The sequence below is a fragment of the Paenibacillus sp. FSL R5-192 genome, from assembly GCF_000517845.1.
GTDB classification, from domain to species: Bacteria; Bacillota; Bacilli; order Paenibacillales; family Paenibacillaceae; genus Paenibacillus; species Paenibacillus amylolyticus.
Map to the genome: position 1 here is coordinate 89,540 of NZ_ASPR01000008.1, position 24,244 is coordinate 113,783.

The 24,244-nt window shown below is 47.7% G+C and carries 22 protein-coding genes and 1 other annotated feature; of the genes, 20 read left to right on the forward strand and 2 right to left on the reverse strand.

Annotated features, from left to right (window positions below; translation table 11 throughout):
- Positions 1-12: 12 nt before the first annotated feature.
- Positions 13-1,086, reverse strand: coding sequence for a M42 family metallopeptidase (locus C161_RS05005; protein ID WP_036668539.1), 1,074 nt, complete (start codon positions 1,084-1,086; stop codon positions 13-15).
- 648 nt (positions 1,087-1,734) lie between these two features.
- On the opposite strand from C161_RS05005, the gene spoVAC reads away from it, so the two are divergent.
- From spoVAC to leuS, 17 genes are all read left to right on the forward strand, one after another.
- Positions 1,735-2,238, forward strand: a complete 504-nt coding sequence (spoVAC, locus tag C161_RS05010; RefSeq protein ID WP_036615164.1) for a stage V sporulation protein AC — start codon at positions 1,735-1,737, stop codon at positions 2,236-2,238.
- Positions 2,235-3,251 carry a stage V sporulation protein AD gene (spoVAD, locus tag C161_RS05015; protein ID WP_036615162.1) on the forward strand — a complete coding sequence of 339 codons (1,017 nt, stop codon included), beginning with the start codon at positions 2,235-2,237 and terminating at the stop codon, positions 3,249-3,251. The genes spoVAC and spoVAD overlap by 4 nt, the downstream gene beginning before the upstream one ends.
- A gap of 5 nt (positions 3,252-3,256) precedes the next feature.
- A complete protein-coding gene (gene spoVAE, locus C161_RS05020) occupies positions 3,257-3,607 on the forward strand; it encodes a stage V sporulation protein AE (RefSeq protein WP_036615159.1) in 351 nt (116 codons plus the stop codon).
- A gap of 208 nt (positions 3,608-3,815) precedes the next feature.
- Complete coding sequence (locus C161_RS05025) at positions 3,816-4,772, forward strand: AAA family ATPase (protein ID WP_036615157.1); 957 nt, start codon at positions 3,816-3,818, stop codon at positions 4,770-4,772.
- Between the two features lie 3 nt (positions 4,773-4,775).
- Complete coding sequence (locus tag C161_RS05030) at positions 4,776-6,023, forward strand: DUF58 domain-containing protein (protein WP_200869398.1); 1,248 nt, start codon at positions 4,776-4,778, stop codon at positions 6,021-6,023.
- On the forward strand, positions 6,020-8,233 hold the full coding sequence (locus tag C161_RS05035) for a DUF4129 domain-containing transglutaminase family protein (RefSeq protein ID WP_036668541.1): 2,214 nt from the start codon (positions 6,020-6,022) through the stop codon (positions 8,231-8,233). Before C161_RS05030 ends, C161_RS05035 begins: the two co-directional genes overlap by 4 nt.
- Before the next feature lie 110 nt (positions 8,234-8,343).
- Positions 8,344-8,871: a YqeG family HAD IIIA-type phosphatase gene (locus C161_RS05040; RefSeq protein WP_036668542.1), complete on the forward strand. Its 528-nt coding sequence runs from the start codon at positions 8,344-8,346 to the stop codon at positions 8,869-8,871.
- The gene (yqeH, locus tag C161_RS05045; RefSeq protein ID WP_036615146.1) at positions 8,868-9,995 is read left to right on the forward strand and encodes a ribosome biogenesis GTPase YqeH; all 1,128 of its coding nucleotides are present in this window, start codon (positions 8,868-8,870) and stop codon (positions 9,993-9,995) included. The genes C161_RS05040 and yqeH overlap by 4 nt, the downstream gene beginning before the upstream one ends.
- Before the next feature lie 42 nt (positions 9,996-10,037).
- Positions 10,038-10,907 (forward strand): shikimate dehydrogenase, encoded by an 870-nt coding sequence (aroE, locus tag C161_RS05050; RefSeq protein WP_036668543.1) that lies wholly within the window; start codon positions 10,038-10,040, stop codon positions 10,905-10,907.
- 269 nt (positions 10,908-11,176) lie between these two features.
- Positions 11,177-11,470: a ribosome assembly RNA-binding protein YhbY gene (gene yhbY / locus C161_RS05055; protein ID WP_017687186.1), complete on the forward strand. Its 294-nt coding sequence runs from the start codon at positions 11,177-11,179 to the stop codon at positions 11,468-11,470.
- A 15-nt stretch (positions 11,471-11,485) separates the two neighbouring features.
- Complete coding sequence (locus C161_RS05060; protein WP_036668544.1) at positions 11,486-12,076, forward strand: nicotinate-nucleotide adenylyltransferase; 591 nt, start codon at positions 11,486-11,488, stop codon at positions 12,074-12,076.
- Positions 12,060-12,626 carry a bis(5'-nucleosyl)-tetraphosphatase (symmetrical) YqeK gene (gene yqeK / locus C161_RS05065; protein ID WP_036668545.1) on the forward strand — a complete coding sequence of 189 codons (567 nt, stop codon included), beginning with the start codon at positions 12,060-12,062 and terminating at the stop codon, positions 12,624-12,626. The genes C161_RS05060 and yqeK overlap by 17 nt, the downstream gene beginning before the upstream one ends.
- Positions 12,627-12,643: 17 nt before the next feature.
- Positions 12,644-12,991 carry a ribosome silencing factor gene (gene rsfS / locus C161_RS05070; protein ID WP_036615136.1) on the forward strand — a complete coding sequence of 116 codons (348 nt, stop codon included), beginning with the start codon at positions 12,644-12,646 and terminating at the stop codon, positions 12,989-12,991.
- Positions 12,988-13,893 (forward strand): CvfB family protein, encoded by a 906-nt coding sequence (locus tag C161_RS05075; RefSeq protein ID WP_036668546.1) that lies wholly within the window; start codon positions 12,988-12,990, stop codon positions 13,891-13,893. Before rsfS ends, C161_RS05075 begins: the two co-directional genes overlap by 4 nt.
- 319 nt (positions 13,894-14,212) lie before the next feature.
- Positions 14,213-14,983, forward strand: a complete 771-nt coding sequence (locus C161_RS05080) for a class I SAM-dependent DNA methyltransferase (RefSeq protein WP_036668547.1) — start codon at positions 14,213-14,215, stop codon at positions 14,981-14,983.
- 221 nt (positions 14,984-15,204) lie between these two features.
- Complete coding sequence (locus C161_RS05085; RefSeq protein WP_036668548.1) at positions 15,205-16,161, forward strand: phosphotransferase family protein; 957 nt, start codon at positions 15,205-15,207, stop codon at positions 16,159-16,161.
- Between the two features lie 112 nt (positions 16,162-16,273).
- Positions 16,274-16,543, forward strand: a binding site (T-box leader).
- Positions 16,544-16,621: 78 nt separating this feature from the next.
- Positions 16,622-19,066: a leucine--tRNA ligase gene (gene leuS / locus C161_RS05090; protein ID WP_036668549.1), complete on the forward strand. Its 2,445-nt coding sequence runs from the start codon at positions 16,622-16,624 to the stop codon at positions 19,064-19,066.
- On the opposite strand, the gene comER is transcribed toward leuS, so the two are convergent.
- On the reverse strand, positions 19,047-19,892 hold the full coding sequence (gene comER, locus C161_RS05095) for a late competence protein ComER (protein ID WP_036668550.1): 846 nt from the start codon (positions 19,890-19,892) through the stop codon (positions 19,047-19,049). The two genes, leuS and comER, sit on opposite strands and share 20 nt — an antisense overlap.
- A 185-nt stretch (positions 19,893-20,077) precedes the next feature.
- On the opposite strand from comER, the gene C161_RS31395 reads away from it, so the two are divergent.
- The 3 genes from C161_RS31395 (at position 20,078) to C161_RS05110 (ending at position 24,241) form a co-directional block, all read left to right on the forward strand.
- Entirely contained in the window at positions 20,078-20,713 is a 636-nt protein-coding gene (locus C161_RS31395; protein ID WP_051449590.1) for a ComEA family DNA-binding protein, read from the forward strand.
- Between the two features lie 39 nt (positions 20,714-20,752).
- Positions 20,753-21,271 carry a deoxycytidylate deaminase gene (locus tag C161_RS05105; RefSeq protein WP_017687196.1) on the forward strand — a complete coding sequence of 173 codons (519 nt, stop codon included), beginning with the start codon at positions 20,753-20,755 and terminating at the stop codon, positions 21,269-21,271.
- 102 nt (positions 21,272-21,373) lie between these two features.
- Complete coding sequence (locus tag C161_RS05110) at positions 21,374-24,241, forward strand: ComEC/Rec2 family competence protein (RefSeq protein WP_036668551.1); 2,868 nt, start codon at positions 21,374-21,376, stop codon at positions 24,239-24,241.
- Positions 24,242-24,244: the final 3 nt, after the last annotated feature.

A 24,244-nucleotide genomic window follows, 5' to 3' on the forward strand; every position in this document is an offset into this window, starting at 1 on the left:
TCTTGTCAGCTATTACGCGTTATTAATTATGGTATTCATCGTTGTCCGATCCAGACCTTTGACCAGTTTCACGATCAGTTCTTTGGCCGCATCGTAGTCATCCGTATGAATGATGGAAGAAGAGGTATGGATATAACGTGCGCAGATACCAACAACTATTGATGGTACACCAATGCCACTCAGGTGAACTTGACCTGCATCTGTACCACCTGGTGAGATGAAATACTGCATTTTGATCTGATTGGATGAAGCCGTATCTTGAACATATTCAACCATTCCGCGATGGGTGAACATACCCGGGTCAAAAATACGAAGCAATGCGCCTTCTCCGATATGTCCAAATGACTGTTTGTCACCTGTCATATCATTTGCCGCGCTACAGTCAAGTGCAAAGAAGATATCAGGCTGAATCAGATTGGCCGCCGTACGTGCACCGCGAAGCCCCAGTTCTTCCTGAACCGTTGCACCAGCGTAAAGTGTGTTAGGAAGTTTTTCCTTGTGCAGCGCTTCAACCAGTTCAAGTGCAAGTCCTACGCCGTAACGATTATCCCACGCTTTGGCCATAATTTTTTTCGGGTTCGCCATAGGCGTAAATTCACAGATCGGTACGATCTGCATCCCTGGATGAATGCCCCAGGATTCTGCTTCCGCACGGTTGTCTGCTCCAATATCGAGATACATGGAATTCAGATCCACAGGTTTATTCCGCTGGGACTCGTCCAGCAAGTGTGCAGGTGTAGAACCTACAACTCCGGTAATCCGACGATCAGGTGTGATGATTTCCAATCGTTGAGACAGTACAGCCTGACTCCACCATCCACCCAGTGGACGGAATTTGACCATACCCGTTTCCGTAATGCCTGTAGTCATGAAACCTACTTCGTCAAAGTGTCCGGCTACCATAACTTTAGGACCGGATTCCTCCCCGCGTAATACACCAAATAGACTCCCCAGGCGATCCTGGACGAACTTATCAGTATAAGCGGAAAGCTTATCTTTCATCCAACCGCGAAGCTCACGTTCAAAACCGGATGCGGAAGGAAATTCCGTCAACGTACGAAACATATCCATCGTTTTTTCATTCATGTGTCAACAACTCCTCTGTTGGTATGTATTTCAGGTCACAGTAGAACGGCTACCCGCCTGTTGTCCTTTTAAGATGTAGTTCAAAAAGTCTTTTATCTTTTTGAACATGCACTTTAATATGCTGAGGACTTGTTATTTAACCACTGGTCACATTACAGTATGAACCTTGCGCAAGTGATTGTCCATGTTTATGTCACGTATTTAAGGCATATTTTGGGCGCTTACCGTGTCCAAGTTTCATGACTCTATCCGCTGTAGTCGCAGTCCTGATGCCACTTCAATGAATATGAATATATGGAGGAGATGTCATCATTTTGTGAAGTTCTTTATTTCAATATTTGTTTGTCTGTTTACAGGAAGGAGCTAAATATCCAATGAAGCCTCCAGAAGAGGGCACGGAAAAAGTACTGTTTATCGTTCTTTTTATCTTGCTCGTGATTGTTCTTCTTTATTTATAGACGTATCTAAAAGTCCTCAGATCCGGCGTATTCCCATCTTGCTTTCACAACATAATCTTGTTGGAAACATATGCTGTCTGTCGCCGGATACATAACCTTCCGATTATTAACAAACAATGAATATAGGATTACACACATTGGCATTCAGCCGTAGCTTTGAACCATTTTCACATAGAGGAGGTCTTGTATCTTGCCAGCTCAATCTGCATCCGGAAGCGAAAAAAAATCGTCGTCCCTGTCCATGGATGAAAAGGAGTACAAAAAAGTCGCAAAAAAACATGAGCCGCCTCGTCCAATCCTGAAAAATTGCCTCAAAGCATTTCTGGTTGGGGGTACCGTCTGTTTGATTGGACAGGCCATTCAAGAGGCTTTTATGGCCGGTTTCGACATGACATCAAAGGAAGCTTCCAGTCCTACGGTAGCGGTCATGATTCTCATATCGGTTATTCTAACATGTCTCGGCGTTTACGATAAAATGGCTCAATGGGCAGGAGCGGGAACGGCTGTACCGGTTACCGGATTTGCCAATTCCATGTGTTCTGCTGCACTGGAACATCGTGCTGAAGGACTGGTGCTCGGTGTAGGGGCCAACATGTTTAAACTTGCTGGTTCCGTTATTGTGTTTGGTGTCGTGGCAGCATTTGTCGTAGGGATCGTTTATGCCTTTTTGGGATTTGGAGGTGGGCACCTGTGAAACGATTGGGTCGCCAGACATGGCAGTTTGAGAATCGTCCGCGGATCATCGGTAAATCCGCAGTTGTAGGACCAGAAGAAGGCGAGGGTCCACTGTCATCTGATTTCGATTATGTCTACGACAACCTCGAGATCGGCGAGAAAACGTGGGAAAAGGGAGAACGTAAACTGCTCGAACAGGCCTCCCAACTGGCTTTGATAAATGCAAATATCACCAAGGAAGAGCTTCAATTTTTTGTGGGTGGAGATCTGATGAACCAGATTATCAGCAGTTCCTTTTCAGCGCGAAAACTGGGTGTGCCTTACTTGGGTGTCTTTGGAGCCTGTTCTACTTCCATGGAAACGTTAGCGTTAGCGTCCATGATTGTTGACTCCGGAGCTGGCGATTATGTTCTTGCAGGAACGGTGAGCCACAACTGTACGGTGGAGAAACAATTTCGGTATCCGACGGAGTATGGCTCCCAAAAGCCGCCTTATGCCCAATATACCGTCACAGGAGCAGGGTGTGGTGTGGTCTCCCGTACGGGTGATGGTCCCGTTGTTACCAAAGCCACCATTGGACGCATTATGGATTTGGGCATCAAAGATCCCTTTAATATGGGTTCAGCCATGGCGCCAGCAGCAGCCGACACTATAATCTCTCATTTCAGGGATACGGGATTGGAACCCGGCTATTATGATCTCATTGTGACCGGGGATCTGGCTTCCGTCGGTCTGCCAATTACGAAAGAGCTTTTGCAAAAAGAAGGCATTCCCATGGAACAGACAGTTTTTAATGACTGCGGCCTGATGATCTATGATCGGGAGAAACAGCCTTATGTGGTTGCCGGGGGAAGTGGCTGCGGATGTTCTGCCACCGTCACCTATGGTCATATTTTGAACCGGATGCAGAAGGGTGATCTTAAACGGGTGCTCGTTGTTGCTACCGGGGCGCTGTTATCTCCGATTTCGTACCAGCAGGGTGAAAGTATTCCTTGTATTGCACATGCCGTAGCCATAGAAAAGGAGGGATAAAGGTAATGCAGTTCTTGTGGGCATTTATTGTTGGCGGTTTAATCTGTGTTATCGGACAGCTTTTAATGGATGGGGTTAAACTGACGCCAGCTCATACCATGAGTACACTTGTTGTGACAGGTGCGCTTGCGGATGCATTTGGCGTGTATGACCCCTTGGTTAAATTTGCAGGTGCGGGTGCTACCATCCCCATCACAAGTTTCGGTAATTCCTTGGTGCACGGGGCATTGACGGAGTTGGAAAAAGAGGGATGGCTGGGTGTGATTACAGGGATTTTCGATCTGACTGCTGCGGGAATATCGTCAGCGATCATCTTTTCTTTTCTCGCGGCATTGGTCGTTAGACCAAAAGGCTAACATAGAATGAGGAATCTCCTTGAACATATTGCGATTCAGCAGAGGCTCCGGATAACTTTTATCCGGGGCTTTTTTGTCGTATTCATGCGAGAACTGCGGTGAATCTGACGGGCTGGAAACAAATTGTGAGTTCCTTCGAGTGTACTCGTGACTCTGGATCATGTACAATAAAAGGAAATCTGTATGCTTTTTTAGGAGGTTAGACCACATGCCTGTGCGCAAAGAGTCGATCCAAATCATATCCGCAGTTCGTTCAAATCTGGAATCCTGCATTATGGGGAAATCCTTTGAAATTCAACTTTTACTTACAGCTTTGCTTGCAGGCGGGCACGTTCTGATTGAAGACGTACCGGGAACTGGCAAAACGCAGTTAATCAAGGCATTATCGAAATCCATGCGTGGTGAGTACCGGCGTATTCAATGTAATCCTGATATTTTACCTAGTGATATTACGGGCGTATCTGTGTTCCATCCGAAGGATGAGCGTTTTTATTTCCGGCCAGGTCCTGTGATGACCAACATTTTGCTAGCTGATGAGATTAACCGGGCCACAACAAAAACCCAATCGGCTCTGCTCGAAGTGATGGAGGAGCGTAGCGTAACCGTTGATGGTGATACGTATGATCTGCCACATCCATTCATGCTCTGTGCAACTCAGAATCCAATTGATTTTGAAGGTACGTATACGTTGCCGGAAGCACAACTCGACCGGTTTATGTTGAAAATAAGTCTGGGTTATCCCGATAAGGAAATTGAGAAAATTCTATTGAAACAGCATCAGCTCGGTCAGCCTGTTGATCGTCTTGAATCCGTGACTCATATGGACCAGATCTCGGCAATCCAACAGGAGATTAAAGAGGTCTTTATCGGTGATCCGGTCATGGACTATTTGCTGGATGTTGTTCGTCAAACCCGCTCCCACCCATCTGTATTGCTGGGTGCCAGCCCACGGGCAGCCATATCGTTCATGATGGCCGTAAAAGCCTTTGCTTTCTTGCAGGAACGTGATTATGTGCTTCCGGATGATGTGAAAACGATGGCCCCTTATGTGATCTCTCATCGTATTGTGCTTCGTCCCGAATCGAGACTGGACAGTATGAGTTCCGAGGCCGTTTTGAATGCCGTACTCCAGCAAGTACGCGTGCCCGTCTCCATGGGGCAATAGTTCATGAAGCCGCTTTTGAGAACAGTCAATAGAGGGTTACGCCACCCACGCGTATGGAGCATCGCAATGGTGTGGATGTGCTGTCTGGCTTATGTTTTGTTTCAGGGCGGGAAGACATCCCTTATGTTGCTGTCGATGGTGACCCTGCTCTGTGTGTACCTTGCCATTGCTGGATTTAGCGGGGTAAGACGTGCTCAAGGAGTTCGTAGGTTATCTTCTGGTCCAGACCACGAAGAATTGCTGCATGCGGGTGACCAGGTTCAAGTACAGCTGAGTCTGACGATTCCGGGATTCCTCCCGCTTCCCTATGTTGTTGTGCGTGAAATGCTGCATCGGCATAACGGAGAATCGTGGTCGTTCAAGGAAAGTTTGATTCCCAATTTGCGAGGTAATGGAGAGTTGTCTTTTCAGACACCGCCACTTGAGCGGGGAAAGTATGTTTTTTCAGAAACGGAATGTGCCAGCGAGGACATATTTGGACTGATTGAACATCGAGGAAAGTTTAAGGCCAAAGGTGAGTTTCGCGTACTGCCAAGAACGGTATTTATTCCATATTGGCAGCTTTACGACCGCAAATCACGGTTATCCGGTCCTCAGACGGCGTTAACCCGCTCACGGAGAGAGACCACTCAGATCAATGGTGTACGTGACTACGTATACGGAGATCGACTTTCCCGCATTCACTGGAATGCAACGGCAAAGACAGGGAACTGGAAGTCCAAGGAGTTTGAACATGAGTCTGTGCCCAAAACCATTCTGGTTCTGGATGCGCTGGCATCAAGTTATGAACATGGGGATGCATTTGAAATTGCCGTTTCCACGGCTGCCTCTCTGCTGGAGTATGGTGTCAGGGAACGAATGGGGATGGGATTGTTGACATTGTCAGACCAGACATCCTTCATGGCCCCCAGTGAAAGTCTGATGGAACGACAGAAGATGATGCATCATCTGGTGGATATTCAATATAACGGTCAGGATACCCATCTGTTGCCCGGCGTGGAAAAAATCGCACGTCAACTGCCTCAGGGAGCTTACTTTGTCGTGATTTCTCCCCAGAAGGATGAAAAAATAATGGAACTGTTGCGCTGGGCCGATACGCGGGGCATGACGCCATGTCATATTCTGATCGATACCAGTGAATCTCGCCGGAGTGCCGAGTGGAATGCCATGTTGCGTGGAAGAGGCACGAGGTCATTCACTGTTTCTCACTTGCAGGAGCTTCCAACGGTGATGGGGGGAGGTTCTGTATGAGTTCAAAAGGAAATGAAAGTATTGCAGGCAAACGATCCTGGTATCATGCAGCGTCATTGCTCTGGATTTTCCTGATTGGAATGCAGTGGATTTCATTTACGCAGGAATCGTGGTACACGGAGACAACTTCTCTGGTGTTATGGACACTTGCAGCGGTCAGTGTGCTGGAGGTCATTCTGCCCTTCAAAACGATCTATCGGGCGATCATCAAGGCGGTCGTTGTTGGTTACATTTTGCATAAAACGCTGATCGATTATACGGTGTACATCCCTTATGGCTCTTTAACAGACAGAGCAGAGCAGTTCATATTACACATGACGCCGTATATCTGGTTCTCCCTGTGTGCATGGGTGATGCTTGAAGCAGCGCTTCGACTCGTGACCACAACACGTCGCATTCTTGTTTTTCTGGGTGTTAACATCATTTCGATGGGGATTCTCGATTCTTTCACCCAGATTCCACTCTGGATTGAAATCGCGTGGGTGATGTTTGCGGGGATGGGATGGCTCGTATGTCAGCATTTCCGTAACTATCAGCTACAGTATCCTCAAGGTTGGAAACGAATCATCCGGTATCCTTATAAAGTCCTGGCCAATATTGCTATTATCTTTTCTTTGATTATTGTAGCCAGCGTTAATATGCCGGAGATTCCACCCACCTTGACGGACCCATATACGGCGTGGCGTAACTATACCGGAACTTCCACAAGTCAGGCTGGTAACGGAAACCTTGATATTCCCGCGGCTACCGAATCGGGATACAGCAGGGAAGACAATCAGCTTGGTGGAGGATTCAACTTCGACTATACCCCTGTCATGTCTGTCACGACCAATGAGCGTAGTTACTGGCGCGGTGAGACACGTGCAGAGTATACAGGCACAGGCTGGGATGACCGTGGACGGGGTGCGACAGAGAATATTGAATCCGGACAGCCTCTGGAGAACCAAGAATCCGGTAATGTGAATACCAAACAAGTGACTCAGAATGTAACAATGCTGAATGATAATGTCTATCCGATTCTCTTTGGTGCTTATTCGATCTCGGAAGTGAGCTCAATTAATGGTGAGGACAGAACGGAACGGATGTTGTGGAATGCTGAACAGGCTGAACTGCATGTGGTGACAGACCGTCAGCAACCACAGTATCCCAAGACGTATACTATCGTATCGGAAGCCCCTGTGATTGTGGAAGATGAGCTTCGTACGAAGTCATTTGAAGATCTGTATAACAGTAATCCGGCAGATGATATGTACTTGCAGTTACCATCCCGTTTCCCTGACCGGGTGTCGAATCTGGCAGCCGAGATAACGGCATCTGCGAATACTCCGTATGAAAAAGTGGCATTACTGCAAAACTATTTACAAACTAATTTTGAATACACAAACAATCCGGATTTATCTCGAAAAGTAAGCAGCGACTTTGTGGAAGGTTTCCTGTTTGATATTATGGAAGGCTACTGTGACTATTTCTCCACTGCGCTGGTGATGATGGCGCGCTCGGAGGGCATTCCTGCAAGGTGGGTTAAAGGTTATGCGCCTGGACAATTGTCCCTGAATTCGGACATGCAGGCCCCACGTCAACCTGGTGCGGAGATTGAGACGACCTACACCGTTACCAATGCAGATGCACACTCCTGGGCAGAGGTTTATTTTGGTGAGTATGGCTGGATTCCTGTTGAAGCAACGCCGGGCTTTGATATGCCGCTGCTAACGGAACAGCCTGATGTACAACCTGTAGATGAGCCTGAAGAAGAGCCAGAAGAGGAGCCGGTACAAGAGGAAGAGCAGACTCCTGCACCTGAGCAGACATCGTCTGCCATCCCGACTTTTGTTATCTGGGCTGCAGGAGCCATTATTGTATTGTGGGTAGCATATATGTTCTGGCGTAATCGTTTCTCCATGCGATTCTTCCTGCTTCGTCTACGGACAGGTGGACCGCTCACCCCTGAACAGAAGGTAGTGGCAGAGACCGAGCGTTGGATTCAGTATGTGAAACGCAAAGGGTTGACCCGGAGCGGAGACGAGACACTTCGTGAATCGGTAGCCCGCTGGAGCCAGGCAAAACCTGCTGCAGAAGCTACATTGCATGAGCTTCTCACGAAGTTTGAACAGACTCGTTACAGTCCAGCGTCCGTAAAAGCCGACGACTGGAAGGCCGTCTATCAGACCGCCTTGAAGCTGCGGAAGGAACTGAAAGCGGAACGGGCATAGTTGTTGCCCGTCCCGTTTTTCCTTTTTTCCTATGCCATCAGGCGCTGTATGCATTTTCAGGAAAGACGGATTTGTGATATAGTGTGTCGTATGAAACTGAGGTGACTTCTTTGTTTAAAATGTTAATGCCCAAGCTGCGTGTAGACACGGTTTTTGACATTAATCTGGAAGAGCTGTACGCTCAAGGCTACCGTGGAATTATAACTGATCTGGATAACACACTCGTTGGAGCCAAAGCCCCTGACGCTACGCCCGAACTGATTGAATGGTTTGCACGTGTGAAAGAGGCAGGTTTCAAGCTAATGATTGTGTCCAATAACAATTTGAATCGTGTATCCCTGTTTGCGACCCCGCTGGATATCCAGTTTGTGCATAGTGCACGCAAACCATCGAATGTACCGTTTCGTAGAGCAATGAAAATGATGGAGTTATCTCCTGAAAAAACGATTGTAGTAGGTGATCAGATGCTTACGGACGTTTATGGAGGGAACCGAATGGGGTTATATACCGTTCTGGTACTGCCAATCTCCATTGGGGACGAAGGTTTTATGACCCGCTTCAATCGACGCGTGGAACGGATTGCTCTAACGAGTTTACGCAAGAAAGGCTTATGGCTTGAGGAGGAAAAGAAGAAATGACAGAACCGCATAACGGCAACCTTGCCGTAAGGTGCAGCGGATGCGGCGTGCATCTGCAAACAGAAAATTCGGAATTACCAGGGTTTATCCCCGAGAAGGCATTGGATCGTGAACCGGTTATATGCCAACGCTGTTTCCGTATCAAAAACTACAATGAGTCATCATCCGTTACGGTGGATCAGGACGAATTCCTGGCGCTGCTTAGCAAAATCGGGGATAAGGATGCACTTGTCATCCATATCGTTGATTTGTTTGACTTTGATGGCAGTATTATCTCTGGTCTGCAACGTTTTGTAGGCAACAATCCGGTATTGCTTGCTGTGAACAAAACGGACTTGCTTCCGAAAGTAACCAACTGGAACAAGATTCGCAACTGGGTACAAAAGCAAGCCAAAGAACAGGGTTTGCGTACAGTGGACGTAGTCTTGTGCAGTGCGAAGCAAAATCAGGGCTTCGACCGTCTGCTTGAGCTTGTTGGAACCTATCGCGAAGATCGTGACGTATATGTGGTTGGCGGCACCAATGTGGGCAAATCCACACTGATTAACCGTCTGATCCGTGATTACAGCGATCTGGAGCAGGAACTGACCACATCCCGTTATCCGGGAACGACGCTGGATATGGTGAACATTCCGCTGGATGATGGAAAATATATCATTGATACGCCTGGAATCGTATATCCATGGCGTTTCAGCGAGATTGTTTCACGTAAGGATCTCGCTGCCATCATGCCGGAAAAACCGCTTAAACCCGCTGTGTATCAGTTGAACTCCGGTCAGACGCTGTTCTTTGGCGGCATGGCTCGATTTGACTTTGTGGAAGGTGATCGCCAGTCGTTCACTTGTTTTATCAGCACTGCGCTTGATATTCACCGGACGAAGCTGGAGCGTGCAGATGATCTGTACCGCGACCATCTGGGAGAACTGTTGTCTCCGCCAACCCGTGAGGATGCAGCAGAGATGGCTGAATGGACCAGACATGAATTCCGAATCAAACGCGGCAGTCAATCCGATGTATTCATCTCTGGCTTGGGCTGGATTAAGGTCAATGGCGATATTGGAGCGCTTGTTGCGGTTCATGCTCCAAAAGGCATTCGTGTACAGATCCGCCCATCCTTGATCTAGTAATCTCAGAACCTGTACATCAGATGGATCGGAGGCGGACCTATGTCTGAGCAGAAAAAGTTCAACTCTTCACTTCCCGTGTTGCTTGGTGTTATGGGTGATCCTATTGCTCACTCCAAGTCTCCGGCAATGCACAATGCGGCTCTGCAGGCTGCAGGAGTGAATGGAATGTATATGCCACTGCATGTTCATCCGGATCAACTGGAAGCGGCAGTTCGCGGAATTGTGGCACTGGGCTATCGTGGTGTTAATGTCACCATCCCGCACAAAGAGCAGGTGATGCAGTATCTGGATGTGATCGATGAAAGTGCTCGCCTGATTGGTGCGGTGAATACCATCGTTAATGAAGGTGGAACACTGACAGGGTACAATACGGATGGTATTGGTTATGTCCGATCGCTGAAGGAAGAGGCTGTGCCTGAGCTTGGGGGTAAACGTATTGCTGTACTAGGAGCAGGTGGAGCAGCGAGAGGTGTCATATATGCACTTGCACTGGAGAAGCCTGAACGGATCCACATTCTGAACCGTACAGCGGACAGGGCTATTACACTTGCTTCGGATTTACGAGGCCATGGCTTGGGAGAAATCTCGGGCAGTGGCATGGAAGACGCTGCAACGGTACTGGCTACGGCTGATATCGTGATTAACACAACGGCTGCCGGAATGCATCCTCATGTGGATGACGTACCAGTTGATCCTGCACTGATCCGTGAAGGCGCAGCGGTGAGTGATCTGATCTACAACCCGCTGGAGACCCGTCTGCTTAGAGAGTCGCGGAAGCGTGGATGCACAGTGCACGGTGGTCTGGGTATGTTTGTATACCAGGGTGCAGTGGCTTTTGAGCATTGGCTCGGCATTCCGGCTCCAGTGGAGACGATGAGACGTGCTGTACTAAACAGTTTTAAAGTGTGAAAATGATATTAAGAGTACATGCAGACGACGAGTGCAGAACCAATCTGAAGAAACGAAGTGGTCGCATTTATCACCGGATTTTCCCTTTGTGAAAAGGGATCAGAAAAATCTGGGGATAACAGCGATCGGAAGATGGTACTGCAATCGGAGTCACCTTGTGTACTCAGTGATCATTTTTACCATTGAAAAATAATAATTGAATGGTCAGGTCCGGACAGTTTTTGCGCTGTCGATCAGGGCCTGCTCAACATAAGGAGTATGGAGTATTCATGTTAAACGGTAAACAAAAGCGCTTTTTGCGGTCACAGGCACATCACCTGACCCCTGTATTTCAGATTGGTAAAGGTGGAACCAACGAGCACCTGTTCCGTCACATCGAAGATGCGATTGAGAAGCGCGAATTGATGAAAGTGCAAGTGTTGAACAACAATGACGAGGACAGAAAAGAGATGGCAGAAGAAGTTGCCCGTGAAACGGGAAGTGAGCTTGTACAACTCATCGGTAACACAATCATCCTGTACAAAGAATCTCGCGATAACAAACAAATCGAACTACCTAGATAAGGGAGCGTGACGCAGGTGAAGATCGGTATCATGGGTGGTACGTTTGATCCGATCCACATGGGACACCTCCTGGCAGCTGAAGCAGCAAGGGACTCACATGCACTGGATGAGATCTGGTTCATGCCTTCCCATGTTCCACCTCACAAACGCGGAGCCGGAGCTTCGGGACAGCAACGTCTTGATATGACGGAAGCGGCTGTGAAGGGTGTGCAGCAATATGAGGTGCTGGGTATCGAGATGGAATTGGGCGGAGTGTCTTATACCATCGATACGATGAAGGAACTGTGGCGTCGCCATCCTGAACATGAATTTTATTTCATTATCGGGGCGGATATGGTGAACTATCTTCCCAAATGGGAGCAGATTGAAGAGCTTGCAGAACGCTTAACCTTTATCGGAGTTGGTCGGCCGGGCTTCCAGTTACATCTGGATGATTTACCAGAGGAGTTACAGGATCGGGTCCTGCTGGCCGAGATGCCCTTGGTCGATATTTCATCGACAGCCGTACGCAGACGTCTGGCCAAAGGACATTCGGTACGCTTTATGATTCCTGATGAAGTGCACCAATACATTGTAAGGAGCGGTTTATATGGGACTAAGCCGTGAGGAACTGATTCAAGCCGTATCCGGACAAATGCCGGAGAAACGCTGGAAGCATACACTGGGTGTGATGGAATCGGCAGTGAAGTTGGCTGAAAAATATGGTGCTGATCCTGTAAAAGCGGATCTGGCATCGATATTGCATGATGTGGCGAAGTACTGGCCCGTAGCGGAGATGGAAGCGGTCATCCGTGATAACGGATTAAACCAGGAACTTCTGCAGCATGACAAGCAGCTCTGGCATTCCGAAGTCGGTGCTTTTGTAGCCGAGCGTGATTACGGTGTGGAAGATTCCGAAGTTATTAATGCCATCCGGTGGCATACCTCGGGTCGGGTAGGCATGAGCTTGCTGGACAAAGTGGTATGTCTTGCCGATTACATTGAACCGGGACGAGATTTCCCGGGAGTAGATCACATTCGCGAACAGGCTGAACGTAGTCTGGAGGAAGGTTTAATTGCCGGATTCGATTCGACGATCAGCTTGCTGATCTCGCAACGGCGTGTCATTTATCCTTTGACCATGCTGTCGCGGAATGACTTAATTGCACAATTATAGATTATGGAGGTTGGTTCATGACAGTATCATCGAAAGAACTTATGAATATGGCGGTTGCTGCTGCTGACGACAAAAAGGCATCCAATATTGTAGCGTTGGATCTGATTAATGTTTCTCTGGTGGCAGATTATTTTGTTATTTGTCACGGGAATTCCGATACACAGGTACAAGCCATTGCCACTGAAATTCGCAAACAGGCTCATGCAGCCGGAGCGACGATCAAAGGTATCGAAGGTATGGATTCCGCACGTTGGGTATTGATGGACATGGGCGATGTTGTTGTTCATATCTTCCACCGTGACGAGCGTGAATACTACAACATTGAACGACTCTGGTCTGATGCCAAAGTGGTGGAAACTGTATGAGTTTGATTGCTGGAACAGTCGTCTCTTTGCCGGTTTCACGTGAAGTGTCTCCGTTTGGCTTCTTTTTGACGACAGGATCGGAAGATGTACTGCTTCACTACACCGAGTTAACACGGGATATTAAAATTGGTGAGACGCTTGAGGTATTTGTGTTCTTTGATACTGAAGATCGTCTGGCCGTAACGATGAAAAAGCCTTATCTCATGCTTGGCGAAATGGCACGACTGGTTGTGGCTGATGTTCACCCACGACTGGGCTGTTTCCTGGAAATGGGCCTTGGACGGCAATTGCTGCTTCCTATTCGTGAATTGCCTGAACTGGAAGAACTGCGTCCTCAAGTGGGGGATGAAGTCTTTGTCATCATGGAACATGACAAGCAGGGACGTCTGCGTGCCAAATTGGCCGGGGAACGTGAGCTTTCACCATTGTCTTTCCATGCGCCAACTTCATGGTTAAACGAGTGGGTTGAAGCGACGGTATACAAGCCACTGCAGATGGGTACTTTTGTACTTGTAGAGGGCGGTGTACTGGGCTTTGGCGCGATTGGTATGATTCATTCATCCGAACGTAGTCATATGCTGCGTCTTGGTGAGAAAGTGAAATGTCGGGTGACACTGGTACGTGAAGACGGACGTGTGAATCTGGCCATGACTCAACTCAAACAAGTTGGACGTAACGAAGATGCAGACAAGCTGCTCGCTTTCATGAAAGAGCGTCCTATGGGCGGCATGCCTTACTCGGATGCAACTCCGCCGGATATCATCAAGCAGCGCTTTGGCATCAGTAAGTCTGCCTTCAAGCGTGCCTTGGGCAAATTGATGAAGGACGGACTGGTGGTCCAAAAGGAAAGCTGGACGTATCTGTCCGAATCTGCTCCTGCCGATCAAAGTGAAAACAAGTAATCTTCCTGATTAAATAGTTGTAATATGGAACTCGGATAAGGCAGGGATAGGCTGGGTAAACACCGGATGCCCCTGCTTTTTCTTTTGTTATATAAATTGAACTAAACATTTACACGAAACGGAGAGGACAGAAAGAACCTGAAGAAGCGGAGCGTTCGCCTTTATCCCCGGATTTAAACCTTTATAAAAGGAATAAAAAAAATCTGGGGATAACAGCGATCGGAAGGTTGTTCTGTCATTGGAGTGTCCAGTGTAAATATTCTTTGGTTCAACTTATATAGATCAATTCGAAAATGAAATTGAAAGTGCGGTGCCTGACATGTCTTACCGGAAATTTGCGTATGTGTATGATGAATTAATGGAAGATATGCCTTATCCGGACTGGATAAGGTTTGCAAGAACAGCATGGGAAAAGCATGGAATGCCCAAAAGTGTCGCTGAACTTGGCTGTGGAACGGGCTCCATTACGATCCCGCTCGTGAACTCCGGTTTCGAAGTTACAGGCATTGACCTCTCATCAGATATGCTGTCGGTTGCGCGCAGCAAGATGGAGGCCACGCCTCAGGGTCATCGCTTGTATCGCGAGGGCAGTGTCCGTTGGGTGCAGCAGGATATGCGGGAATGGCGAGTTCCGGAACCTGTGGATTCGGTGATATCTTTCTGTGATTGTGTCAATTATTTGCTTGAACAAGAAGATGTCGTTCGAACATTCCAGCGGACATACGAGATGCTGAAGCCTGATGGAACGTTCCTGTTTGATGTGCATCATCCCAATACCCTTATTCGTTATGATGAGGAGCAGCCTTTTGTACTGGATGAGCGCTCCGTATCTTATATTTGGACTTGTGATCTGGACCAGGATCGCTGTGAGATTGAGCATCATCTCAGTATTTTTTCGCGTGTGGATGATGGTAATAAGGATATGTATCAGCGGTTTGAAGAAGTTCATGTCCAGCGTGCATATAATCCGGACTGGATGAAGCTGGAGTTATCCAAGGCAGGTTTTAAAGACGTGAAGGTATATGCGGATTTTGAATGGAAAGAGGCCGGAGACAGTGCACAGCGCTTGTTCTACGTGGCTGTGAAGTAAGAGCGAATAATGAGAACTGTCCTTATTGTGCATAAGGGCAGTTTTTTGTTTGATTTTTTATGGAGAATGAATAGCAATAGTCTTAAATAGGGTAAAGGAATGCAAGAAAAGACATAACGACGTGACAAAAAGTATTGCCAGTTAAAGTAAAGAAGGCGATAATAGTCGGATAGAAAGCGTTTTCTGAGGAAATAAATCAAATGTCAATGTGAGGTGTAGAAATGGAAAGTACATATAAAACAAGACTTACGTCAGAACAGTTGAATGCCATAATAGAGCAGCATTTCTCTGCAAGTATACAGGACTACAAGGAAATGGTGGATGGCTGGGCCAATCATGCATATCTCATTACACTGAGTGACGCACAGCGAGTGGTACTCAAAATTGCACCGTCGGCTTCGACAAATCTGATGCGCTGTGAGCAGGATCTCATGATTGCTGAGGTTGAGGCACTACGCCTCATCACGGAGCTACAGGATGTTCCCGTACCCCAAGTGCTGGCTTATGATGATTCGTTAACTATGGTTTCAGCGCGTTATTTTATCATGGAGTACATGTCTGGAACACCCTATAATCAGGTCAAGGATCAATATTCTGCGGAAGAGCAGGAGGTCATTGAACACCAGCTCGGTCGGTACAATCGTCGAATTAATGAAATCAAGGGCGAGCAGTTTGGATATTTCTCGGAGCAAAAACAGCGATATTCCACATGGAAAGATGCATTTATGAATCTGATGGATGACATTCTTACCGATGGGGAAGAAGCCGGGATTACATTTTCGATCGATTACCCTGAATTGAGACGCCTGATTGAAGAAAAATCGGATGTGCTGGACGATGTCAAAGAACCTGTGCTTATCAGTTGGGATCTGTGGGATGGCAATGTACTAGTGGACGCGGGTCGAATCACAGCGATTATTGATTTTGAACGTTCACTGTGGGCAGATCCCCTGATGGAGCATTATTTCAGTCATTTTAACTATACGCCTGGTTTTGTGAAAGGGTATGGGCATGAGATTACGACTGAAAGTGAGCTGAAAAGAAGAAGTCTCTATGACTTGTACTTTGATCTGGTGCTGCGCATTGAGTGCGCTTATCGTCAATATGATAATCAGGAACATGTGAATTGGACCATTCATAATCTGGAGGAAGGCCTTGAGCGTTTTCGGTTATCCTGAACAGCAACGAGTATTATTGAACGGTACGAACCGTGTGACTTAAAAGGGTGATTATAACGTGTAATATTGACTTTGGGCTTGCTTTTTTATATAATGGTCCCGATATTGTATACATATTTCGATGATAAGGATCAGTAGTAATTCCTGTACATAACAGAGAGCCGGCGGTTGGTGCAAGCCGGTTGACAGTGATTTGCGAACTCGCCTTGGAGAAATGCGGTGATTACACCATTCTGTTTAACCTGCTTGTATAAAGCTTGGGTTCAGGAATGGAAATCCGCATCGGTTAACCGCCGTTACAGGTCCAAAGGGAGTGGATGACGAAGCACGTTCGTCCGCTAACTAGGGTGGTACCACGGGAATTCAACCTCTCGTCCCTAGCGCTGCAAACGCTACGGGATGCTGAGGTTTTTTTGTTGCAATTAAAGCTAAAGCGAATAACCTGAAGGAGGAACAATAGATGAGTGAGAATAACCAGCCGAAACACGGCTATCAGCCACAAGTCATGGAAAAAAGTTGGCAGCAATACTGGGATGCAAATAAAACGTTTAAGACGGGTGAGGACCCTGCTAAACCGAAATTTTATGCACTGGATATGTTCCCTTATCCATCCGGTTCAGGTCTGCACGTAGGTCACCCGGAAGGATATACGGCAACGGATATCGTTTCACGTTACAAACGTATGCGCGGTTACAACGTATTGCACCCAATGGGTTGGGATGCTTTCGGTCTGCCTGCTGAGCAGCATGCACTGGATACAGGTGAACATCCACGAGATATTACATTCCGTAATATTGACAATTTCCGTCGCCAGATCAAATCGCTTGGTTTCTCCTATGACTGGGATCGTGAGATCAGCACAACGGACCCTGAATACTATAAATGGACACAATGGATCTTTATTCAGCTGTACAATAAAGGCTTGGCTTATGTGGATGAAGTTGCAGTTAACTGGTGTGAAGCCCTTGGAACGGTACTTGCTAATGAAGAGGTTATTGATGGCAAGAGTGAACGTGGGGGACATCCGGTTGTACGCAAACCGATGCGTCAATGGGTTCTGAGAATTACCGAGTATGCAGAGCGTCTGTTGGAAGACCTGGAAGAGCTGGATTGGTCTGAAAGCATCAAGGATATGCAGCGCAACTGGATCGGTAAATCAACAGGTGCGGAAGTTGTATTTGCCATTGAGGGTCGCGAGGAAGTTATCAAGGTGTTCACTACCCGTGCGGACACATTGTTCGGTGCGAGCTTTGCAGTACTTGCTCCAGAACATGAATTGGTAGAAGCAATTACAACCGATGACCAACGTGAAGCGATTCAGGCTTATCAGGAGCAGGCTTCTCGTAAGAGTGATCTGGAACGTACAGATTTGGCCAAAGACAAAACAGGTGTATTCACTGGCGCTTATGCAATCAACCCTGTTAATGGTGCAAAACTGCCGATCTGGATTGCTGATTACGTTCTTGCAGGTTACGGCACAGGTGCGGTTATGGCAGTTCCGGGTCATGATGCACGTGACTGGGAATTTGCGAAGCAGTTCGGTTTGGATATCATCGAAGTTATTCAAGGTGGAGACGTTACACAAGAGGCGTATTCGGGTGATGGCGCACATGTGAATTCCGATTTCTTGAACGGACTGAACAATGAAGAAGCGGTTGCCAAGATGATTGCTTGGTTGGAAGAGAACGGTAAAGGACAAGGAAAAGTGACTTATCGTCTGCGCGATTGGCTGTTCAGCCGTCAGCGTTACTGGGGTGAGCCAATCCCGATTCTGCATCTGGAAGACGGAACGATGAAGACCGTACCGGAGGATCAACTTCCACTGCTGCTGCCTGATATCGACCAGATCAAACCTTCGGGTACAGGAGAATCACCACTGGCGAATGTTACGGAGTGGGTGAATACGGTAGATCCGGAAACGGGAATGAAGGCACGTCGCGAGACCAATACCATGCCACAATGGGCGGGTAGCTGCTGGTATTACCTGCGCTTTATCGATCCGCGCAATGACAAGGAACTGATCTCCAAGGAGAAACAGCAGCAGTGGCTGCCAGTTGATCTGTACATTGGCGGAGCAGAGCACGCAGTACTTCACTTGCTGTACGCTCGTTTCTGGCACAAAGTGCTGTATGATCTGGGTGTTGTGGAGACTAAAGAGCCTTTCCACAAACTGGTGAACCAAGGTATGATCCTGGGTACCAATAATGAGAAAATGAGTAAATCACGTGGTAATGTTATTAACCCGGATGAAATCGTCAATGAATTCGGTGCAGATACATTGCGTCTGTACGAGATGTTCATGGGACCATTGGAAGCGACAAAACCGTGGAATGCAAACGGGGTTGAAGGCATGCACCGCTTCCTGTCACGTGTATGGCGTCTCTTCATTAACGAAGACACAGGAGCCATCAATGACAAGATTACGGTGGACGGTGGAACGGATGAGTTCAAACGAACTGCTCACAAAACGATTAAAAAGGTTACGGAAGATCTGGAACATCTGCGCTTCAACACATCCATCAGCCAGCTGATGATTTTCATCAACGATGCATACAAAGCGGACACACTGCCTCGTGAAGCGATGGAGAAATTTGTGCAGCTGTTGTCACCACTGGCACCACATATGGCAGAGGAACTGTGGAGCCGTTTGGGTCATGAAGGTGGAATCTCTTACGTGGCTTGGCCTGAATATGATGAGTCCATGACAGTGGATGCGGAAGTAGAAATCGTTGTTCAGGTAAATGGTAAAATTGTAACTCGTGCTACAATCGCGAAGGATCTGGATGCACAGGGTATGCAGGACTTTACGATGGAGCTGGCACCTGTTAAGCAGGCGCTGGAAGGCAAGACCATTCGTAAGGTCATTGCCGTTCCAGGCAAACTCGTTAATATTGTTGCCGGTTAATCTCACCGGCTCGGAATAGTTCATCCAGCTTTAACAAATCTTCATCATATTTGTCATGTGTCGTGTGGATCAGGTTGTCGAAAACGCCGTCAAGACTAACCTTCAGCAGTGCGAGTGCCTGAGCGGTAATACCGCCAGGTACAGCGACACGAGCCTGAAGCTCTTGCGGGGTGTATCCTCCTTCGGTGAGCAGCTTGCCTGTTCCCAGGAGCATTTCGCCAGCCAGAGCGCAGGCATCTGCCCTTTTGATGCCTGTCAGCTTCACTGCACTTTCGATCCACTGTTCCAAAAAGAACGATATGAATGCAGGTCCGCAGCTGGAGAAGTCGGATGTGATTCGTGTACAGGCTTCATCCACTTGGTACGGCCTGCCTATATGACTGAGCAGACTTTCCAACACAGCGCGGTCTTCACTGGTCATTCGTTCGCCATGTATGCAGAGGGATGCTCCACTGCCGACTTGGTGTGTGACGCTGGGAATTACCTTGGAGACTTTGCAAGGAAGTGAAGATTCCAGATGTCGCAGCTGCACGGGACTGGTGATCGAGACAATTATATGATTGGGATTCACGACAGGCAGGATGTCGTCAATAACATGTTTGAATTCAAGCGGCTTCACGCACAGGAAGATGATGTTGCTTCGGATCACCGTTTCCCGATTGCTCTGGGATTCATGCAGACCGGGGTAACGGAGGGATAACTGACGTACTTTGGACGGGGTTCGATTGCTGGCCGCGATCTGCCGGGGCTCAAGTGCACCCGATTGGATCAGGGCATAGATTAGCAGGCTGCCCATGCTGCCGGTTCCGATAAATCCAACCTTCATTGTTTCAGGCCTCCTTTCATGCTTTACGGTACTGGCGCAGTTCATTCCCTCTATTCTATGCGTGAGGACCTGTTTCACATGACATGAAAAATGCACAACTTGTTTCATCAGGAAAGTTCAACGGTTCGGAAGCACCGCCCGTGTTCGAAATGAATGATTTTGAATTCAGGGAGAGGTGTGGAAGAATGAGATGGAACAAAGGGATGACCATTGCTGCTGCGGTGGTTGGAAGTATACTTATATTATGGTCGGGCAAAAGTGAACAACCACCTAGTGGCTGGGAACCCTTGCAGCTCGGCACCGAGAAGCCGACGATAGAGCAGGAACTCCCTGCTGTACAGTCGGCTACTTCGGTTCAGGGCAATACAGGAGCATCTTCGGGAGCGGATGCAAGTGGGATGCAGACTGGGAATGAGGCAAAGGCAGAAGAGTCTAAAGAGCTTGCGAGCGTTGGGGTTGAAGGTGATTCAGTTGTTCAAACTACAAGTCAGACGAATGATAATCCACCGGACACCTCGAATTCGATTGAACCAGTCACGCAAAGTACGAATTCGAATCCTTCGGTTACCTCCGAGACGGCATCAAGCAGTAATCCACCTGTAGTTCGTGAGGAATCTGGCGACAATGGCAAGATTGATGTGAATACCGCTCCTGTCTCCAAGCTTATCGAGCTTCCCGGAATTGGGGAGAAGAAGGCTCAAGCTATTGTGGACTATCGGAATGCACATGGTCCTTTTGCGAAAGTCAGTGATCTGACAAAGGTCAAAGGAATCGGGATGAAGATGCTGGAGAAGATGGCGCCGTATGTGCAGATCCGGTAAAATTAAAATATAAATTGTATTAAGCGGGAGGAAAGCAGCATGAGTACAGAGGTACGCAAGGACTGGGATACGTATTTTATGGACATCGCGTATATGGTTTCCACCCGTTCCCGCTGTTCGCGTCGTCATGTGGGCGCCGTTCTTGTTCAGGGAAAGAAACTTCTGGGAACAGCCTATAATGGTGCACCCACCGGCGTCCCGGATTGTTCTGAAGCAGGTTGCATGATATCGGAAGAGTATGAGTTGGTCGTGACCGATGGGCAAGAAGAAATGGTGAAAAAGCAAAGATGTATTCGCACAATTCATGCGGAGCAAAATTTGCTTTTATTCACAGATCGAATCGACCGCGAAGGCTCGTCCGTGTATGTGACCGACGAACCGTGCTGGACATGTGCCAATATGCTGGCGAATAGCGGGATTACAGAAATCGTGTTTCATCGTTCTTATCCTAAAGATACCGGCAAGGTTACCAATATGATGGAACAGAAGGGCATAACGTTCCGCAGGCTGGAGAATTACCAGCCCCCGCGGGAAACGATGATGACTGTGAGCAATTAATGTAAATATGATCGAATACGTGAGGGAGAACCTCCGGCAAGCCTGAATGGGCTTTCCGGGGGTTTTTCTGCGTTCAACGGGTGAAATGAAGGAGGGGTAGAGATGAAAGGCAGACCATTATTAAGCTTTACGATTTGTTGGTTGTGCGGGAGCGGGATAGCATGCGCGTTAACAGGCTGGACGTTAATCTGGGGGTTAATTGGAGCTCTGGCATGTTTGCCACTTTTACTTCGTTTTATGGATGTGCGTGGATGGTCTGTTTTATTTTTACTCGCTGCCTTTATTGGAGGTGCTACACATTGGGAGTGGAATGACGCACGCAATTATAGTAGTCTGCCGGAGATCATGCATATCGCTGCTCATGAGTTGGACGGATGGTCAGCTGAAATTCAGGGTGAGCTTGTGTCAGATGTACGTATTGATGGAGATCGGGCTGACTTTAAGATTCAGATGTCTTCAATATTGGCAACATCGGATTCGTCAGCAGATGCAGATCTGACAGCATCATCTGCATTCAAAATAGATGAACAATTGATGGTACAAGTCAGACTGTTGGAGGAAGAAGAACAACAGGTAGCAGCGGGCTGGAAGAGGGGTGATTTGATTACGCTTAATGGTTCTTTTGTCCTTCCTGGTGAAGCCAGGAACTTTGGCGGATTTGATTATCGCAGTTACTTGCGCACCCTGCATATCCACTGGTTGTTCAAAGTGAAGGGAGCCAGTTCGGTAACAGCAGTTGCTCCTGAGGGACTTGGACAATATAACGTACTACGTTGGACGGATTGGACGAGGCATAAGTTGGGCTCGGCGGTTGAGCAGTTATTTCCTGAGCCTCATGCAGGATATATGAAGGGGCTTATTATCGGGATGGCTACTGATATCGATCCAGGTACCTATGGTCAGTTTTCACAACTGGGTTTAACGCATATCCTGGCAATCTCCGGAACCCATGTCGCAGTATATGTTGCTTCGTTGCTTCTCATTCTATCTTGGCTAAGGCTTACCAGAGAGACGGCACTCACGATTGTTCTGATCCTGGTGCCAGCTTATGTACTGTTATCCGGAGGTTCACCTTCAGTGATTCGGGCAGGAATGATGTCCATGATTGGGTTGTACATGGCACGTCGAGGTCTCGCCAGAGACGGCCTTCAGATGATTAGTGCAGCAGCGTTGCTGATGATGTGGTGGGACCCGTACTTTTTGCTGAGCGTCAGCTTTCAGTTATCCTTTCTCGTGACCGCAGGTTTGATGATCTACATGCCATTAATTAACCGGCTGTTCAGCGGCTGGCCGAAATCTCTGGCTGCAACGGCATCCGTTACCGTGACCGCTCAGCTGATTTCGTTCCCAGTAACCATTTTGTATTTCAACCAGTTCTCACTACTCTCATTTGTAGCTAACTTTCTGCTGGTTTCTTTGATTAGTGCCATTGTATTACCTCTGGGGACGGTCGCCATGTTATTGTCATTCATATGGGTTCCCTTGGCGAAACCTCTCGTATGGATTGCGATGCAACTGAATCAACTGACTTTTGTAAGCGTGGAGTGGATGAACAGCCTGCCAGGTTTTGTGTCGATCTGGGCAACACCGCCCTTGTTATGGATTGCTGCCTATTATGCTGTGTTGTATGCCTTACTCTACCTGTTGCATCGTGGCAATGGTGAGCAGCAAGAAACAGCATTTGTTGAGGAAGAGACGGCTCCTCTTGTGAGGCGACAACCTTCAGTTTCAATGGCGAATATGGGCATTCGCTCTTCGATGTCTACCGTGTTACAGGATCAAGGTAAGAACCGCGTAGATGGAAAAGAATCTTCATTAACGACATTAGGAGCCAGTATTGCCTGGCCGGAGTATACAAGTGCATTTACTATACGAGGCGCAGGTTATTATTCAAATGAACGAATGAGTAAAGCTCAGCAATGGTTGTGCGGGTTGCTCGCAATCAGCTTTATTGCTGGATTATGGTGGGCATATCAGACTCCCAAGCCTGCTGGAACCGGCATCGTGCAGTTTTTGGATATTGGTCAGGGAGACAGTACATTGATTACAACCCCGGAAGGCAAACACATTCTGGTGGATGGCGGGGGAACAGTTAGTTTTGGGAACAACGAACAATCGTGGAAAACAAGGCGTGATCCGTATGAGGTGGGAGCCAAGGTGGTTGTTCCTCTATTGAAAAAGAGAGGCATCCATCAACTGGACACTGTAATTGTAACGCATGCCGATCAGGATCATGCCGGAGGACTACAGGCTGTGCTGGAACAGATTCCGGTTAAACGTTTCATATTTAATGGCACAACCAGTGGTAAAGAAAACTTTGATAAATTACTGGACACAGCCATGGAACGTAAAATTCCTCTGTACGCCATTCAGCAGGGCATGTCCTATAAGGCTGATAAAGAGACAATTTTACATTTTATAGCTCCGGATCTGGCACATATGGATGTAAATGCATCAGGCAATTTACCAGTGTCTGAAAATCAGAATCATGATTCCGTTGTCTTTTTGCTGGAAATGGCCGGGGCTTCCATGTTGTTCACCGGAGATATGGATGCGGCAGCCGAGCAGGACCTGCTCTATATGATTCAGGATGGCTCATTGGCTGCCCAGTTTGAACAGAAAGGTGCAGATATTGGAGTTACAGAGGGAGTTGTACAAAGGATACTTACCCGCCCGCTGCAGGTTGATTCAAAAGATGCTTCAGCATCTGTCTCCATTGATGTTCTAAAGGTCGCTCATCATGGGAGTAAAACGTCGTCAACCGAAGCCTGGCTCCAATACTGGAATGCCAAAACCGCGGTCATATCTGCCGGTGTTAACAATACATATGGGCACCCCAATCCGGGAGTGATGGAACGTCTGGAGGCTAACGGGTCAGATATTTATCGGACAGATCAGATGGGTGAGGTCCAGATGAGAGTGAAAGATGGGAAGATTGATGTTCGTTATAAGTTGGTTGGGATTGAGTGACGG